Genomic DNA, 16,668 nt, shown 5'->3' with positions numbered 1-16,668 from the left:
CGGACCGTCCGGCCTCATCAATCGGCGACGTTCGCCCGGTACGCCTCGGCGAAGCGCCGGCGCAGGTGGTCGTAGTACGGCTGCTGCGCGGCATCCGGTTCCGTGAGTGCCGTCGCCGGGACCGTGGCCAGTGGGCGTCCCGGCTGCAGCACCGACAGCGCGAACGCGGCGGCTCCCCGCATGGTGACGCGCTTGACTTCGACGACCTGCACGGGAAAGTCCAGCGCCTGCGCCACCACCTGCATGAAGCCGGGGTAGGTGCTCGATACGCCTCCGGAGGCGATCAGCCGGGTGATCCCGGGGCTCACCTCGCGCAGCTGATCGAACAACCGCGCATAGGAGATCGCGATGCCCTCGGCGGCGCCGCGCCACAGTTCACGCGGACCCGACGAGGAGGAGACGCCGGTGAGCACCGCGCGCGCATCGCCCGCCCAGCCCGTCGAGCGCTCTCCGGTCAGGAAGGGCAGCATCAGCGGGGTGCCCTCCTCCGGTTCGGCGCGCATCACGTCGTCGATCTCGTCCGGTGTCAGCGGGGCGAGCGTGCTCTGCAGCCACAGCGTGACCCGTCCGACGTCGTTGAGCGCCCCGCCGACGATCGACTGGGACCGCGAGACCCGGTACGCCCACAGTCCGTCCGGCAGCGATTCCGGCGTCCCGTCGACGATCACGCGGATCGCGCCCGAGGTGGCGGCCGACATGGCGGCGGTGGCGGGATCGGCGGCACCCACTCCGATGTTGGAGGCGAAGCCGTCCGGCACGGCCGGGAACCAGGCGGCGCCGGCGAGGGCGGGCCAGCGCCGCGCGACCTCGGGCGACACGTCGGTGATCGGCTCGTCGGGGTCGACGATCGGCGCGAAACGCGAGCGGTCGACGCCGACCGCGGCGAGCAGCTCGTCATCCAGCTCGCAGGTGTGGCGGTTGAGGATGCCCGCCCATGCCATCGTCGACGTGGCGGCGCCCTCGACACCCGCCAGCTTCGCGAACGCGTACTCGCCGAGGGAGACGAACCGGGCTGTGCGGGCGTACACCTCCGGCAGCTCCTCCTGCAGCCACAGCAGCCTCGGCGCGTGATAGCTGGTGTGCAGCCGGGTGCCGGTGCGCTGATGCACCGCCGATTCGTCCAGGCTCGCCCGCAGGCGATCGAGCTGGTCCGCCGGGCGCGAGTCGGCGTAGGTGTAGCAGGGGGTGATCGCGTCGCCGCTGTCGTCGACGCAGATCAGTGACGAGGCGAACGTGTCCATCACCACGCCGCGGATGAGTCCCGGTCCGATGCCCGCGATGACGCCGTCGATGACCTCGGCCGCCTCGGCGACGACCTGGTCGGCGTCGATCTCGGCGGTGCCGTCGGCATCCTCGGTGAAGATGTGCGACACCGTCACGGTGCGCTTCTTGATCGGTCGCGCGTAGGCGTCGTACAGGCATCCGCGCGTGGATCCGGAGCCGATGTCGATAGCCAGCACGAACGGCGCGACCGCCGACTCGTGCGGGATGCTGTGCGCCGTGGGGATCGCCGGGTCAGTCATGGTCGGGCTCCCGTCGTCATGCATCGCGGTTGCCGCCGATCCTATCGCCGACGGCAGGGCCGGATGCCGTGTGAGTCGGCGCGCGAGCGGGGTCGGTGCGCGCCGGTAGACTCGATTCTCGTGTCAGACATCCCAGCCAGCTCCTCGCCTGCAGAGATCACACCAGATGCGGTGGAGTCCGCGGTCACCGCAGCCCTCGCCGCGATCGAGGCCGCAGCCGACACCGCGCAGCTGAAGGCGGCCCGTGCCGCGCACGTCGCCGAGGGCTCGCCCCTCGCGGTGCTCAACGCCTCCATGCGCCAGGTCGCGCCCGAGCACAAGGCCGCGTTCGGCAAGCTCATCGGGCAGGGCCGGGGCCGGGTCACCCAGGCGCTCGCCGCCAAGGAGGGCGAGCTGGCCGAGGCCGAGACCGCCGCGCGACTGGAGGCCGAGCGGGTCGACATCACGGCCGTCGCCTCGCACGCGCGCGTCGGTGCACGGCATCCGCTGACCCTCCTGCAGGAGCAGGTCTGCGACGTCTTCGTCGGAATGGGCTGGGAGATCGCGGAGGGACCCGAGCTCGAGCACGAGTGGTTCAACTTCGACGCGCTGAACTTCGACGTCGACCACCCCGCCCGTCAGGAGCAGGACACCTTCTACGTCGACCCCACCTCGCGGCACCTGGTGATGCGCACGCACACCAGCCCCGTCCAGGTGCGCTCGATGCTCGACCGCGACGTGCCGATCTACGTGCTGTGCCCCGGCCGCACGTACCGCACCGACGAGTTCGACGCGACGCACCTGCCGGTGTTCAGCCAGTTCGAGGGACTCGTCATCGACAAGGGCATCACGATGGCGCACCTGAAGGGCACCCTCGACCACTTCGCGCGGCAGATGTTCGGCCCCGAGGCCAAGACCCGCCTGCGCACCAACTACTTCCCGTTCACCGAGCCCTCCGCTGAGCTCGACCTGTGGCACCCGACCTTCAAGGGCGGCGCGCGCTGGATCGAGTGGGGCGGATGCGGCATGGTGAACCCGAACGTGCTGCGCGCGGCGGGGATCGACCCCGAGGAGTACAGCGGCTTCGCGTTCGGCATGGGGATCGAGCGGACCCTGATGTTCCGCAGTGATGTGCAGGACATGCGCGACATGGCCGAGGGCGATGTGCGCTTCAGCGAGCAGTTCGGGATGGTGGTGTGATGCGCGTTCCGCTTTCCTGGCTGCGCGAGTACGTCGACGTGGCGGCGGATGCCGCACCGGAGGAGGTGCTGGCCGCCCTCGTCTCCGTCGGATTCGAGGAGGAGGATATCCACCGCTTCGAGATCTCCGGCCCGATCGTGGTCGGCGAGGTGCTCTCCTTCGAGGAGGAGCCGCAGAAGAACGGCAAGACCATCCGCTGGTGCCAGGTCGACGTCGGCCCTTCGAACGGTGGCGTCCGCGGCATCGTCTGCGGTGCGAGCAACTTCGCCGTGGGCGACCGGATCGTCGCGACCCTGCCCGGTTCGGTGCTGCCGGGGCCGTTCCCGATCGCGGCCCGCAAGACCTACGGCCACGTCTCCGACGGCATGATCGCCTCGGCCCGCGAGCTGGGCCTCGGTGACGAGCACAACGGCATCCTGGTCCTGTCCGAACTGGGCATCGATGCCGAGGTCGGGACGGATGCCATCGCGCTGCTGCACCTGAACGACGTCGCCGTCGAGATCAACGTGACGCCCGACCGCGGCTACGCGTTCTCGCTGCGCGGTGTGGCCCGTGAGTACTCGCACGCCACCGGCGCGGCGTTCCGCGACCCCGCCGAGCGCGACTTCGCCGAGCTGCAGCCCGGCTCGGGCTTCGCGATCAGCGTCGACGACCGCAATCCGATCCGCGGCAACGCGGGCGCCCGCGAGTTCGTGGCGCGCGTGGTGCGCGACGTCGATCCGTCGCGCCCCACGCCGCCGTGGATGATCGCGCGCCTGTCGCTGGCCGGCATGCGCTCGCTGGGCGTGCTCATCGACATCACGAACTACGTCATGCTCGAGCTCGGCAACCCGATCCACGGCTACGACCTCGACAAGCTGCAGGGCGGCATCGTCGTCCGGCGCGCGCACGAGGGTGAGCGGCTGACGACGCTCGACGGCCAGCAGCGCACGCTGCACGTCGAGGACCTGCTGATCACCGACGGCTCGGGCCCGATCGGCCTCGCCGGCGTCATGGGCGGCGGCACCACCGAGATGAGCGACGACACGCGCAACGTGCTCATCGAGGCGGCCGTGTTCGACTCGGTCACGATCGCCCGCACCGCACGCAGGCACAAGCTGCCCAGCGAAGCGTCCAAGCGCTTCGAGCGCGGTGTCGACCCGCTGATCCCGTTCGTCGCCGCCCGCCGCGTGGCCGACCTCATGGTCGAACTCGCCGGCGGCACCCTGACCGACGAGGGCGGTGCGCTGTACGCCGAGGTGGAGATCCCCGGGATCGACCTGCCCCGCGGGTTCACGCAGGGCGTCGTGGGCGTCGACTACTCCGACGATGAGATCACCGGTGCGCTGCAGACGATCGGCGCCGAGATCACCCCTTCGGCGGACTCGGGAGCCGAGCAGGGCGATGGCTGGTTCGTCATCCCGCCGAGCTGGCGTCCCGACCTCACCGACAAGTGGACCCTCGTCGAAGAGGTCGCCCGCATCCACGGGCTCGACCGCATCCCCTCCGAGCTGCCCACCCCGCCGTCGGGCCGCGGGTACACCGCGCTGCAGCAGGGGCGCCGCCGCGTCGCCGACGCGCTGGCGGCCGCCGGGTTCGTCGAGACCCCGGCGTTCCCGTTCACGACCGAGGAGCAGAACGATCTGCACGGCTCGGCCACGGGGGAGCGGCTGCCCAGCATCCGCCTCGCCAACCCGCTCGACGGGCAGGCGCCGTACCTGCGCCGCTCGCTGCTTCCGGGCCTGCTGCAGACCGCGCACCGCAACATCTCGCGCGGTCTCGTGGATCTCGCGATCTTCGAGAGCGGCTCCGTGTTCACGCCCGAGCAGGGTGTGGTCTACGGCACCGACTTCATCCCGCCGCTGGGGCGGCGTCCCGACGACGAGACCCTCGCCGCGCTGAATGCGTCGATCCCGCCGCAGCCGCGTCACGTCGCCGTTCTGCTGACGGGCAGCATGACCCCCCGCCAGCCGGGGCGCCCGGCGCAGCCGGCGAGCCTGGGTGATGCACTGGATGCCGTGCGCGTGATCGGCGTGGCCGCCGGCGTCGAGATCGACGTCGCACAGACCAGCCGCGCCGCCCTGCATCCCGGCCGTGCCGGTGTGCTGTCGGTGCGCGGCGAGGAGGTCGGCTACGTCGGCGAACTGCATCCGCAGGTCTCGGCGGATGCCGATCTGCCGGGCCGCGCCGTGGTGCTCGAGCTCGATCTGGATCGCGTGCTGACGCTCGCAGGCGACCGGGTGGTCGCGGCATCCCTGTCGACGTTCCCCGCCGCCACGCAGGACGTGTCGCTGGTCGTGGGCGTCGAGGTCCCGGCATCCGAGGTGCGCGCCGCGCTCGTCGAGGGCGCCGGCGACCTGCTCGAGGCCGCGCGACTGGTTGACGACTACCGCGGCGAGGGACTCGGCGAGGGGCAGAAGAGCCTCAGCTTCGCGCTGCGGTTCCGCGCACCCGACCGCACGCTCACCGCGGCCGAGGCCACCGAGGCCAAGCTCGCCGGTGTCGCGGTCGCGACCGAGCGCTTCGCCGCCACGATCCGCGACTGACCGCTTCCTCCGCCGAAACCCCTCCTGGTTGCCGAGACCCCTCCTGAATCACGTGATTCACGAGGGGTGTCGGCACTGGTGAGGGGTTTCGACGCTTAGGGGCGCGGGAGTCGTGGGGGCGGGGCAGGATGGGGGCATGACCTCAAGCTCGACGTTCGCCGCCTGGCTGCGCGCCCTGCCTGCATTGGCGGGCGAGCCGCCCGCGCTCGACACGGATGCGCTGCCGGATGACCCGGTCGTGCTGTTCGAACGCTGGATCCGCGAGGCGGCCGGGGCGGGCGTCGCCGAACCGCACGCCGCGACCCTCGCGACGGTCGACGCCGAGGGGATGCCGGACGCGCGCACACTGATCGTCAAGGACGTCACCGACCGCGGCTGGGCCTTCGCCGGCCCGCGCGGCTCGGCCAAGGGCGGCCAGCTCGCCGCCGCCCCCGCCGCCGCGCTGAGCCTGTGGTGGCAGCCGCTCCGTCGCGCCGTGCGCGTGCGCGGAAGGGTGCAGGAGGCTCCCCGGCAGGAGAGCGACGCCGATCTCGCCGCCCGCTCCGCAGCCGCGCGCGAGGGGCTGCAGCCCGGCGAATGGGTGCGCTGGTGGCTCGAACCGCAGCGGGTGGAGTTCTGGCAGGGAGCCTCCGACCGCAGGCACCTGCGGATCGTCTACGAGCGGGCCGACCGTGCGTGGACCCGCAGTATCGTGAACGGCGAGACCACGAAGAGCGAGCGGTGAAGGAGCGGCGATGAGCGACTATCAGGTGACCGAGATCGGCGGGCTGGATGACTGGCGCGCACACTACGGAGGCTTCGCGCCCGCACGCTCCCGCGACGGCAGGAGGGTCGTGGACCACGAGCTGACCATGCAGTACATCGGCATGACGGCCAACGCGCTCCAGCCGGGCGAGGAGGCCGGGTACTGGCACGCCCACAGCCGCGTCGAGGAGCTCTATGTGTTCCTGGAGGGTCAGGGCCAGATGGGCCTCGACGACGATGTCGTCGACGTGCGCGCGGGGTCGGTCGTCCGGGTCGGCCAGGACGTCTGGCGCACCTGGCGCGCGCACCCCGACAGTCCCGGCGAGCTGCGCTGGCTCTGCATCCGCGCCGGCGGCGAGCAGCTGCCGCACCTGCCCGATGACAGCAAGCGCGACCCCGACCGCCCGATGCCCTGGCCCGACGCCTGAGCCGTCCGTCCCCCTTCCGCCGAGACCCCTCCTAATTGCCCACACCCGTCCTGAATCGCGTGATTCACGAGGGGTATCGGCAGCCACGAGGGGTTTCGGCGTCAGAGGCGGGCTAGACTCGCCACGAGTGACACGGGGTGCCGCATCCGCGGCTGAGATCACACCCGTCGAACCTGATCTAGTTCGTACTAGCGAAGGGATGTCGCGAATGAGCGATCTTCTGCGTCCACCGACCGAAATCGCGGCCACGGCCGCCGAGCTGCTGGGAGAGCTGCGCGCGGCAGCGCCCCTCACGCACTGCATCACCAACAAGGTGGTGACCGGCTTCACCGCGAACGTGCTGCTCGCCCTGGGTGCCGCACCCGCGATGGTCGACATCGTCGGCGAATCCGGCATGTTCGCCGGCATCGCCTCCGGACTGCTGGTGAACCTCGGCACCCCCGGCCCCGAGCAGCGCGAGGCGGCACGCGAGGCGGTCGCCGGCGCGAACGCCGCGGGGACGCCCTGGGTGCTCGACCCGGTCGCCGTCGGCGCGCTGCCGGTACGCACCGCCCTCGCACACGACCTCGTCGCGCAGCGGCCGACGGCGATCCGCGGCAATGCGTCCGAGATCCTCGCGCTCGCCGGTCTGAGCGCAGGCGGCAGGGGAGTCGACGCCACCGACACCCCGGATGCCGCCCTCGACGCCGCCCGCACGCTCGCCTCCGAGTGGGGGAGCGTCGTGGCCGTGTCGGGCCCGGTCGACCACATCACGAACGGGCAGCGGATCGTGCGCATCGCCAACGGCGATGCGCTGCTGACCCGGGTGACCGGCGGCGGCTGCGCGCTCGGCGCGGTGATGGCCGCGTTCCTCGGCACCGCCCGCGCAACAGGCACCGATCCGCTGGATGCCGTCGCCGCCGCCACTCTCGTCTATACGGTCGCCGCGGAACGCGCGGCCGTCACGGCATCCGGCCCCGGCAGCTTCGCCGTCGCGCTGCTCGACGAACTGGCGGCGATCCAGCCCGCCGAGCTCGCCGATGCCGCTCGCGTCGACGAGGCCGCTCTCTCGGGGGAGTCGGCGCGATGAGCCTCGACCTGTCGCTCTATCTCGTCACCGACGACGCGCTCTGCGGCGACCGCGGGGTGGTGCAGACCGTCCGCGAAGCCCTGGCCGGCGGAGTCACGGTCGTGCAGCTGCGCGACAAGCACGCCTCCGACGCCGAGACCGCAGACCGCCTCGTCGAACTGTCCGACGCGATCGACGGGCGGGCGCTCCTGCTCGTCAACGACCGGCTCGACGCGGCCGTCGAGGCGCGCCGTCGCGGAGCGCGCGTCGACGGCGTGCACCTCGGCCAGTCGGATGCCGCGGTCCGGCACGCCCGTGCTCTGCTCGGAGCGGATGCCGTCATCGGACTCACCGCGAACACCCCCGAGCACCTCGACGCCGTGCGCGGGCTGCCCGCCGGCACCGTCGACTACGTGGGCGTCGGGGTGATCCGGCCCACCTCCACCAAGCCCGACCATCCGCCGGCACTCGGCATCGACGGGTTCCGCGCGCTCGCCGCATCCAGCCCGGTCCCCGCCGTCGCGATCGGCGGGGTCGGCATCGACGACGTCGCCGCGCTGCGGGATGCCGGGGCGGCGGGCGTGGCCGTGGTGTCCGCGCTGTGCGCGACCGACGACCCGCGCGCCGCGGCCCGCGCACTGCGGCGGGAATGGCGAGGAGCGCGCACGCCGCGGGTGCTCAGCATCGCCGGCAGCGACCCGTCGGGCGGGGCGGGCATCCAGGCCGATCTGAAGTCGATCGCCGCGAACGGCGGCTACGGCATGGCGGCGATCACCGCCCTCACCGCGCAGAACACGCAGGGCGTGCGCGACGTGCACGTGCCGCCGACCTCGTTCCTGCGCGCCCAGCTCGACGCGATCGCAGACGACATCGGCATCGACGCGGTGAAGATCGGGATGCTCGCCGGCACCGAGATCATCGAGACGGTCATCGCGTGGCTCGACGAGCAGCGACCGCCGGTCGTCGTGCTCGACCCGGTGATGGTCGCCACCAGCGGCGACCGGCTGCTCGACACCGCAGCCGAGAGCGCCCTCGTCGATCTCGCCGCGCGCGCCGATCTGATCACCCCGAACCTCGGTGAGCTCGCGGTGCTCGCCGGCCGGACGCTCGAGGGCTGGGACGACGCGCTCGACGCCGCTCGCGAGGTCGCCGCGCGCACCGGAGCGCTCGTGCTGGCCAAGGGTGGCCACCTCGATGGTGACCAGTCACCGGATGCCCTGGTCGGGCCGGGCGGCGTCATCGCCGGGTATGACGGTGCGCGGATCGCCACCACCAGCACGCACGGCACCGGATGCTCACTCTCGGCCGCCCTCGCCACGACGCGCGCGCGGGGGCTCGACTGGACGCAGGCGGTCGCCTCCAGCCGTGCCTGGCTGCGAGAGTCGCTGACCGACGCGGATGCCCTCGACGTCGGCCGCGGCCACGGTCCGATCAGCCACTTCGCGGGGCTGTGGCGGCGCGGCGGCCTGGAGACGCGTCCCTCAGCCGAGAGCATCCGCGAGGAGTGGTGGCGCAGCGCCGAGCACATCCGGCGCGACATCGACGAGCTGCCCTTCATCCGTGCGCTCGCCGACGGCACGCTCGAGCGCAGGCTGTTCCTCGAGTACCTCGCGCAGGATGCGCTCTACCTCCGCGAGTACGCCCGGGTGCTCGCCGAGGCCGCCCGGCTCGCACCGACCCCTCAGGAGCAGGCGTTCTGGGCCGACTCGGCGCACGGTGCGATCGCCGTCGAACTCGAACTGCACGCGGGATGGCTGACGCCGGCCACCGGCGTCTCAGTCGGCACTTTCGACACCCCGCCGAGCGCGGTGTGCACCGCGTACCTCGACCACCTGCGCGCCGCCGCCTTCACCGGCGACTACCGCGTGCTGATCGCCGCGATCCTGCCCTGCTTCTGGCTGTACACCGACCTCGGGCTGCGGCTGCATGCCGGCGACTTCGGCGCGTACGCGCGCGATCCCGAGCATCCGTACGCGTCGTGGCTGGCGACGTACGCCGACCCGGATTTCGAGGCGGCGAACGAGCGGGCGATCGGATACGTCGCGGCGGCTGCCGTCGCAGCCGACGGGGAGCAGCGCGCACGCATGCACCGCGCGTTCCTCGCCGCGTGCGAGCACGAGAGGGCGTTCTTCGACCTGCGATGACCCGGCGCTGACCACCCGCCGACCGCGCGTCGAGCAGGGGGCGGTGCGCCATGTGACGTGCCGGATTTGCGGATGCCGCGGCAGGGGCGCTACTGTCGCGGCATGTCTTCGGTCGCACTCGCTCCCGCTCAGCGGTTCCTGAGCGAGCACGGCGAAGCCCACGACGCCGCGAGCGTCACTTCCGTGCGCCGACGCCGCGGCGACCGCCGACTCTAGGCGACCCCGCGCTCCCGTCGTGCGTCGACGGGCACAGTGCCGGTGTCGCCGCCCCGGCAAGGCCCGTCATCGGGCGAACCTCGACCGTTAAGGTAGATACATGACGTACTCCGTCGCCGTCTCCGGCGCATCCGGCTATGCGGGAGGCGAGATCCTGCGGCTTCTCGCAGCCCATCCCGACATCGAGATCCGCACCGTCACCGCGCACTCGAACGCGGGACAGCCCCTCTCCGAGCACCAGCCGCACCTGCGCTCGCTCGCGCACCTCACGCTGCAGGACACCACCCCCGAGATCCTCGCCGGACACGACATCGTCTTCCTCGCGCTGCCGCACGGCCAGTCCGGCCAGTACACGGATGCGCTGGCCGACACCCCGCTGGTGATCGACGCCGGCGCCGATCACCGGCTCACCTCGCGGGACTCCTGGGATGCGTTCTACGGCGGAGCGTTCCACGAGCCGTGGGCCTACGGCGTCCCCGAGCTGCTCGTCGGCGAGGGCAAGCAGCGCGAGGTGCTGCGGGACGCACACCGGATCGCCGCTCCCGGCTGCAACGCCTCCACCGTGAGCCTCAGCCTGGCACCCGGTGTCGCCGCGGGGGTCATCGACCCGTCCGACATCGTCAGCGTCCTGGCCGTCGGCCCGTCGGGCGCGGGCAAGAGCCTGAAGACGCATCTGCTCGGCAGCGAGATCCTCGGCACGGCCAACCCGTACGCGGTGGGCGGCACGCATCGCCACATCCCCGAGATCCGGCAAGCGCTCGCGGCCGCGGGCCCTTCGACGGGCTCAGGGACCCAGGGTGGTGCGGGCTCAGGGACCCGGGCCGTCGCGCCCGAGGACATCCGCATCTCCTTCACCCCCGTGATCGTGCCGATGGCACGCGGCATCCTCGCCACCTCCACCGCACCGATCGCCCCCGGCGCCACCGACGCGCAGATCCGCGACGCCTGGCAGAACGCCTACGGCGACGAGACCTTCGTGCAGCTGCTGCCGGAGGGGCGTTTCCCGCGCACCGCCGACGTGCTGGGAGCCAACACGGCCCTGATGGGCCTCGCGATCGACCGCGCGGCCAACCGCGTCACCGTCGTCACCGCCGTCGACAACCTCGTCAAGGGAACCGCCGGCGCCGCCGTGCAGTCCATGAACATCGCGCTGGGCCTTCCCGAGGACCGCGCCCTCACCGTGAACGGAGTAGCGCCGTGAGCGTCACCGCACCCCAGGGATTCGAGGCGGCCGGCGTCGCAGCCGGCCTGAAGAGCACCGGAAAGCCCGACGTCGCCGTCGTCGTCAACCGCGGACCCCGCAAGGTCGGCGCGGCGGTGTTCACCACCAACCGCGCCAAGGCCAACCCGATCCTGTGGTCGCAGCAGGTCATCGCCGACCGCACGGTCGAGGCGATCGTGCTCAACTCCGGCGGCGCGAACTGCTTCACCGGCCCCTTCGGCTTCCAGACCACGCACCTCACCGCCGAGCGGACCGCCGAGCTGCTCGAGGTCAGCGCCGGCGACATCCTGGTGTGCTCCACCGGGCTGATCGGCACCGGTGACGAGGTCTTCCGCGGCAAGGTGCTCGACGGCGTCGAGCAGGGGATCGCCGCCCTCAGCGCCGACGGCGGGCAGTCCGCCGCCGAGGCCATCATGACCACCGACACGGTCTCGAAGACCGCGGTCGTCAGCCGCGACGGCTGGACGATCGGCGGCATGGCCAAGGGGGCGGGGATGCTGGCCCCCGGCCTTGCCACCATGCTCGTCGTCCTCACCACCGACGCCGACCTCGAGGCCGCCGAGGCCGACGCGGCCCTGCGCAGCGCGACCGGCGTGAGCTTCGACAGGCTCGACTCCGACGGCTGCATGTCGACCAACGACCAGGTCACCCTGCTCGTCAGCGGCGCCAGCGGCATCCGCCCCGACCTCGAGGAGTTCGCCGCCGCGCTCACCGAGCTGTGCCGCGACCTCGCGCAGAAGCTGCAGAAGGATGCCGAGGGCGCCAGCCACGACATCACCATCGAGGTGCAGAACGCCGCCACCGAGGAGGAGGCGGTCGAGGTCGGCCGCTCGGTGGCCCGCAACAACCTCTTCAAGGCGGCCATCTTCGGCAACGACCCGAACTGGGGCCGCGTGCTGGCCGCGATCGGCACCACCTCGGCGCAGTTCGACCCGTACGACGTGGACGTGTCGATGAACGGCATCCGGGTCTGCTCGGCTGGCGGCCCCGACCGCCCGCGCGAGGACGTCGACCTCACCCCGCGTGCGACGCTCATCGAGATCGATCTGAAGGCCGGCGAGGCCACCGCGACGATCCTCACCAACGACCTGACCCACGACTACGTGCACGAGAACAGCGCCTACGCCTCATGACAGATCTGCAGCAGACCGCCCCCGAGGAGGCCGCGTACAAGGCGGCCACCCTCATCGAATCGCTGCCCTGGCTCAAGCGCTTCCGCGACCAGATCGTCGTCGTCAAGTACGGCGGCAACGCGATGGTCAGTGACGAGCTGCAGGAGGCCTTCGCGCAGGACATCGCCTACCTGCGGTACGTGGGCGTGCAGCCGGTCGTCGTGCACGGCGGCGGACCGCAGATCTCCAGCATGCTCGACCGGCTGGCCATCCCCAGCGAGTTCAAGGGCGGGTACCGGGTCACCTCCACCGAGGCCATCAGCGTCGTGCGGATGGTGCTCACCGGGCAGATCAACCCCACCCTGGTCGCGAAGATCAACTCCCACGGCCCGATCGCCACGGGGCTGAGCGGCGAGGACGCGGGCCTGTTCGGCGGCCGCCGCCGTGGCATCGTCGTGGACGGCGAAGAGGTCGACCTCGGCCGCGTCGGCGACGTCGTGCAGGTCGACCCGACTCCCGTGCTCGACCACCTGGCAGCCGGGCGCATCCCCGTCGTCTCGTCGATCGCTCCCGACCTCGACCACCCCGGTCAGTCGCTGAACGTCAACGCGGATGCCGCGGCCGCAGCCCTCGCCACGGCGCTGGGCGCCCGCAAGCTCGTCATCCTCACCGACGTCGCGGGCCTGTACGCCGACTGGCCGAACCGTGACTCGCTGGTCTCGCACATCACCTCCAGCGCACTCACCGAGATGCTGCCGTCGCTGGAGTCGGGCATGATTCCGAAGATGCGCGCCTGCCTCGACGCGGTCGAGGGCGGGGTCGACGCGGCGGCCATCATCGACGGACGCGTGCCGCACTCGGTGCTGGTCGAGCTGTTCACCAGCAAGGGGATCGGCACGGAAGTGGTCGCCGATGAATCGAGCGAGCGGAACGAGAAGAAGTGACTGACTGGAACGATGACGCATCGCGCGATCTGATGAGCTTGGGCGGGCGGCTCGCACTGCTCACCCGCGGTGAGGGCTCGTGGGTGTGGGATGCCGACGGCAACCGGTACCTCGACTTCCTCGGCGGCATCGCCGTGAACTGCCTCGGTCACGCGCATCCGGTTTTCGTCGAGGCGGTCTCACGTCAGGCCGCCACTCTCGCGCACGTGTCGAACTACTTCGCATCCCCGGGGCAGCTCGAGCTCGCCGCTCGCCTGAAGCGCCTGGCCGGCACCGGTGAGAGCGGACGCGTGTTCCTGGCGAACTCGGGCACCGAGGCCAATGAGATGGCCATCAAGCTCGCCCGGCTGCACGGCAACCCGCGCGGGCGCACCACGATCCTCGTCGTGGAGGGCGCCTTCCACGGCCGCACCATGGGCACGCTGTCGCTGACGCCCAAGGCCGTGTACCGTGACCCCTTCCTGCCCGCCGTGCCCGACGTGGTCACCGTGCAGCGGTCGATCGACAGCCTCGAGGCTGCTTTCGCCCGGTTCGCCGCCGCTGCCGAGGGCGGCATCGCCGCGATCATCGTCGAGCCCATTCAGGGCGAGGCCGGTGTGGTCGAGCTGCCCGAGGGCTTCCTCGCCCGGGCCAGGCAGCTGACCGCCGAGCACGACGCGCTGCTCATCCTCGACGAGGTGCAGACCGGCTCGGGCCGCACCGGCGAGTGGTTCGCGTTCCAGCGCGAGGGAATTGTGCCGGATGCCGTGACCCTCGCCAAGAGCATCGGCGCCGGCTTCCCGCTGGGCGCGCTGATCACCTTCGGCGCGGCGAGCGAGCTGTTCTACCCCGGCACGCACAACTCGACGTTCGGCGGCAACCCGCTCGCCAGCGCCGTGGCGAACGCGGTCCTCGGCCACATCGAGGACGCGAAGCTGCTCGAGAACGTGAACGCCAGGGGCGCGCAGCTGCGCGCCGGCGTCGCCGAGCATCCGCTGGTCACCGGCACCACCGGGGCCGGGCTGCTCATCGGCATCCGCCTGTCCGCCCCCGTGGCCGCCCAGGTGCGCGCCGCCGCGCACGAGCGAGGCCTCATCATCAACGCCCCCACCGAGGACATCATCCGCATCGCCCCGGCGTACACCATCGGCGACGCCGAGGTGGCGGAGTTCCTCACCCTCTTCGGCGCGGCGCTCGCCGCCGTCGCATCCGACCTCTCGACCAAGGAGAACCCCGCGTGACCCGCCACCTGCTGCGCGACGACGACCTGACCCCGGCCGAACAGGCCGAGGTGCTCGACCTCGCCCTCGAGCTGAAGAAGGACCGCTGGGCGAACAAGGCGCTGGCGGGACCGCAGACGGTCGCGGTGATCTTCGACAAGTCCTCCACCCGCACCCGCGTCTCCTTCGCCGTCGGCATCGCCGACCTCGGCGGCTCGCCGCTGATCATCTCCACCGCGAACAGCCAGCTCGGCGGCAAGGAGACCCCCGCCGACACCGCACGCGTGCTCGAGCGGCAGGTCGCCGCGATCGTGTGGCGCACCTACGCGCAGGCCGGGCTCGAGGAGATGGCCCGCGGCACCCGCGTGCCCGTCGTCAACGCGCTCTCCGACGACTTCCACCCGTGCCAGCTGCTGGCCGACCTGCTCACCATCCGCGAGCACAAGGGGCGCCTGAGCGGACTGACCCTGACCTTCTTCGGCGACGGCCGCAGCAACATGGCGCACTCCTACGTGCTCGCCGGGGTCACCGCGGGCATGCACGTGCGCATCGCGTCGCCCGCCGCCTACGCCCCTCGCCCCGACGTGGTCGCCGCCGCCGAGAAGCGTGCGGCCGAGACCGGCGGTTCGATCACCCTGCTCACCGATCCGCGCGAGGCGGCGCTCGGCGCCGACGTCGTCGTCACCGACACCTGGGTGTCGATGGGCAAGGAGGAGGAGAAGATCGAGCGCCTGCGGGATCTGGGCGGCTACAAGGTCACCACCGAGATCATGGATCTCGCCGACCCCGAGTCGATCTTCATCCACTGCCTTCCCGCCGACCGCGGCTACGAGGTCGACTCCGAGGTCATCGACGGCCCGCAGAGCGTCGTCTGGGACGAGGCCGAGAACCGGCTGCACGCGCAGAAGGCCCTGCTGGTCTGGCTGCTGGCGAAGAAGGACGAGAAGTGAGCGAGGAGCACGGCACGAACGAGGGCGCCCTGTGGGGTGCGCGGTTCGCGAGCGGACCCTCGCCCGAGCTCGCGGCGCTGAGCCGCTCGACGCACTTCGACTGGATCCTCGCCCACTACGACATCGCCGGGTCGCACGCCCACGCCAAGGCCCTCGAGGCCGCCGGATACCTGGATGCCGATGAGGCCGCCCGCATGCACGAGGGGCTGGATGCCGTGGCGGGCCGGGTGGCCGACGGCACCCTGCGCCCCGCCCCCGGTGACGAGGACGTGCACGGCGCGCTCGAGCAGGCGCTGATCGCCGAGCTCGGCCCCGAGCTCGGCGGCCGGCTGCGCGCGGGCCGCAGCCGCAACGACCAGATCGCCACGCTCGTGCGGATGTACCTCATCGACCACGCGCAGATCATCGCCCGCGACCTGCTGCGCCTGATCGACGCGCTGGTCGCGCAGGCCGAGGCGCACCCGGATGCGATCCTGCCCGGCCGCACCCACCTGCAGCACGCCCAGCCGGTGCTGCTCGCCCACCACCTGCAGGCGCACGCCTGGCCGCTGGTGCGCGAGCTGGAGCGCCTGGTCGACTGGCGCCGCCGCGCGGGCTTCTCGCCCTACGGCGGGGGAGCGCTCGCCGGCTCCACGCTCGGGCTCGACCCGGCCCTCGTCGCCCGGGAGCTGGGTCTGGACCGCCCGGCCGAGAACTCGCTCGACGGCACCGCCGCACGCGATGTCGTGGCAGAGTTCGCCTTCATCGCCGCGATGACCGGCATCGACCTCTCCCGCCTCAGCGAGGAGATCATCCTCTGGAACACCCGCGAGTTCGGCTTCGTCACCCTCGACGACGGCTACTCGACGGGCTCGAGCATCATGCCGCAGAAGAAGAACCCCGACATCGCCGAGCTCGCGCGCGGCAAGTCGGGGCGCCTGATCGGCAACCTGTCGGGCCTGCTGGCGACGCTGAAGGGCCTGCCCCTGGCGTACAACCGCGACCTGCAGGAGGACAAGGAGCCGGTCTTCGACTCCGTGCAGACCCTCGAGGTGGTGCTGCCGGCGTTCGCGGGCATGATCGCGACGCTGCGCTTCGACACGGCCCGGATGGCCGAGCTCGCCCCGCAGGGCTTCTCACTGGCGACCGACGTGGCCGAGTGGCTCGTCAAGCGCCGGGTGCCCTTCCGTGACGCGCACGAGATCTCCGGCGCGCTGGTGCGCGCCTGCGAGCAGCGCGGCATCGGACTGGAGGATGCCGACGACGAGCTGCTGCGCTCGGTCTCGGAGCACCTGGCTCCCGAGGTGCGCGAGGTGCTCACCATCGAGGGCTCGGTGGCCTCGCGCACGGGCGCGGGCGGCACCGCCCCGGTGCGGGTGGCCGAGCAGCGCGCCGAGCTCATCACGCGGGCTCAGGCCGCCGCGCACGCCCTGGGCCTCTGAGATCCGCCTCTGA

The 16,668-nt window shown here is 71.9% G+C and carries 13 protein-coding genes and 1 riboswitch; of the genes, 12 read left to right on the top strand and 1 reads right to left on the bottom strand.

All coding sequences use genetic code 11. The features are described 5' to 3' along the window. Positions 1 to 17: 17 nt before the first annotated feature. Complete coding sequence (locus H7694_RS10275; RefSeq protein ID WP_193596419.1) at positions 18 to 1,523, bottom strand: gluconokinase; 1,506 nt, start codon at positions 1,521 to 1,523, stop codon at positions 18 to 20. 120 nt (positions 1,524 to 1,643) lie between these two features. Between H7694_RS10275 and pheS the strand changes: the two genes are divergently transcribed. From pheS to argH, 12 genes are all read left to right on the top strand, one after another. Continuing rightward, the gene (gene pheS / locus H7694_RS10270) at positions 1,644 to 2,702 is read left to right on the top strand and encodes a phenylalanine--tRNA ligase subunit alpha (protein WP_413782914.1); all 1,059 of its coding nucleotides are present in this window, start codon (positions 1,644 to 1,646) and stop codon (positions 2,700 to 2,702) included. Then, the gene (pheT, locus tag H7694_RS10265) at positions 2,702 to 5,227 is read left to right on the top strand and encodes a phenylalanine--tRNA ligase subunit beta (protein WP_193596418.1); all 2,526 of its coding nucleotides are present in this window, start codon (positions 2,702 to 2,704) and stop codon (positions 5,225 to 5,227) included. Before pheS ends, pheT begins: the two co-directional genes overlap by 1 nt. A 136-nt stretch (positions 5,228 to 5,363) precedes the next feature. Continuing rightward, positions 5,364 to 5,951: a pyridoxamine 5'-phosphate oxidase family protein gene (locus H7694_RS10260; RefSeq protein ID WP_193596417.1), complete on the top strand. Its 588-nt coding sequence runs from the start codon at positions 5,364 to 5,366 to the stop codon at positions 5,949 to 5,951. Positions 5,952 to 5,961: 10 nt separating this feature from the next. Next, a complete protein-coding gene (locus H7694_RS10255; RefSeq protein WP_193596416.1) occupies positions 5,962 to 6,399 on the top strand; it encodes a cupin domain-containing protein in 438 nt (145 codons plus the stop codon). Between the two features lie 123 nt (positions 6,400 to 6,522). Next, positions 6,523 to 6,616, top strand: a riboswitch (TPP riboswitch). Then, positions 6,608 to 7,468: a hydroxyethylthiazole kinase gene (gene thiM / locus H7694_RS10250; protein ID WP_193596415.1), complete on the top strand. Its 861-nt coding sequence runs from the start codon at positions 6,608 to 6,610 to the stop codon at positions 7,466 to 7,468. It overlaps the preceding riboswitch by 9 nt. Then, complete coding sequence (locus H7694_RS10245) at positions 7,465 to 9,591, top strand: bifunctional hydroxymethylpyrimidine kinase/phosphomethylpyrimidine kinase (RefSeq protein ID WP_193596414.1); 2,127 nt, start codon at positions 7,465 to 7,467, stop codon at positions 9,589 to 9,591. Before thiM ends, H7694_RS10245 begins: the two co-directional genes overlap by 4 nt. Before the next feature lie 316 nt (positions 9,592 to 9,907). Then, positions 9,908 to 11,008, top strand: coding sequence for an N-acetyl-gamma-glutamyl-phosphate reductase (gene argC / locus H7694_RS10240; RefSeq protein WP_193596413.1), 1,101 nt, complete (start codon positions 9,908 to 9,910; stop codon positions 11,006 to 11,008). Then, entirely contained in the window at positions 11,005 to 12,162 is a 1,158-nt protein-coding gene (argJ, locus tag H7694_RS10235; protein WP_193596412.1) for a bifunctional glutamate N-acetyltransferase/amino-acid acetyltransferase ArgJ, read from the top strand. Before argC ends, argJ begins: the two co-directional genes overlap by 4 nt. Continuing rightward, positions 12,159 to 13,085 carry an acetylglutamate kinase gene (gene argB / locus H7694_RS10230; RefSeq protein WP_193596411.1) on the top strand — a complete coding sequence of 309 codons (927 nt, stop codon included), beginning with the start codon at positions 12,159 to 12,161 and terminating at the stop codon, positions 13,083 to 13,085. Before argJ ends, argB begins: the two co-directional genes overlap by 4 nt. After that, positions 13,082 to 14,305 (top strand): acetylornithine transaminase, encoded by a 1,224-nt coding sequence (locus tag H7694_RS10225; protein WP_193596410.1) that lies wholly within the window; start codon positions 13,082 to 13,084, stop codon positions 14,303 to 14,305. The genes argB and H7694_RS10225 overlap by 4 nt, the downstream gene beginning before the upstream one ends. Further along, positions 14,302 to 15,234, top strand: coding sequence for an ornithine carbamoyltransferase (gene argF / locus H7694_RS10220; protein ID WP_193596409.1), 933 nt, complete (start codon positions 14,302 to 14,304; stop codon positions 15,232 to 15,234). Before H7694_RS10225 ends, argF begins: the two co-directional genes overlap by 4 nt. Further along, the gene (gene argH / locus H7694_RS10215) at positions 15,231 to 16,655 is read left to right on the top strand and encodes an argininosuccinate lyase (RefSeq protein ID WP_193596408.1); all 1,425 of its coding nucleotides are present in this window, start codon (positions 15,231 to 15,233) and stop codon (positions 16,653 to 16,655) included. The genes argF and argH overlap by 4 nt, the downstream gene beginning before the upstream one ends. The last annotated feature ends 13 nt before the right edge of the window (positions 16,656 to 16,668 follow it).

This window comes from Microbacterium sp. YJN-G (genome assembly GCF_015040615.1).
Lineage (GTDB): Bacteria > Actinomycetota > Actinomycetes > Actinomycetales > Microbacteriaceae > Microbacterium.
The sequence above is the reverse complement of the archived record's forward strand: the minus strand, read 5'-3'. Positions and strand labels throughout refer to the sequence as shown.

What these genes read in the sequence shown, in the direction of transcription:
- H7694_RS10275 (WP_193596419.1), bottom strand. Translation starts at nt 1,523, where the DNA reads ATGACTGACCCGGCGATCCCCACGGCGCACAGCATCCCGCACGAGTCG.
- pheT (WP_193596418.1), top strand. Translation starts at nt 2,702, where the DNA reads ATGCGCGTTCCGCTTTCCTGGCTGCGCGAGTACGTCGACGTGGCGGCG.
- H7694_RS10260 (WP_193596417.1), top strand. Translation starts at nt 5,364, where the DNA reads ATGACCTCAAGCTCGACGTTCGCCGCCTGGCTGCGCGCCCTGCCTGCA.
- H7694_RS10255 (WP_193596416.1), top strand. Translation starts at nt 5,962, where the DNA reads ATGAGCGACTATCAGGTGACCGAGATCGGCGGGCTGGATGACTGGCGC.
- thiM (WP_193596415.1), top strand. Translation starts at nt 6,608, where the DNA reads ATGAGCGATCTTCTGCGTCCACCGACCGAAATCGCGGCCACGGCCGCC.
- H7694_RS10245 (WP_193596414.1), top strand. Translation starts at nt 7,465, where the DNA reads ATGAGCCTCGACCTGTCGCTCTATCTCGTCACCGACGACGCGCTCTGC.
- argC (WP_193596413.1), top strand. Translation starts at nt 9,908, where the DNA reads ATGACGTACTCCGTCGCCGTCTCCGGCGCATCCGGCTATGCGGGAGGC.
- argB (WP_193596411.1), top strand. Translation starts at nt 12,159, where the DNA reads ATGACAGATCTGCAGCAGACCGCCCCCGAGGAGGCCGCGTACAAGGCG.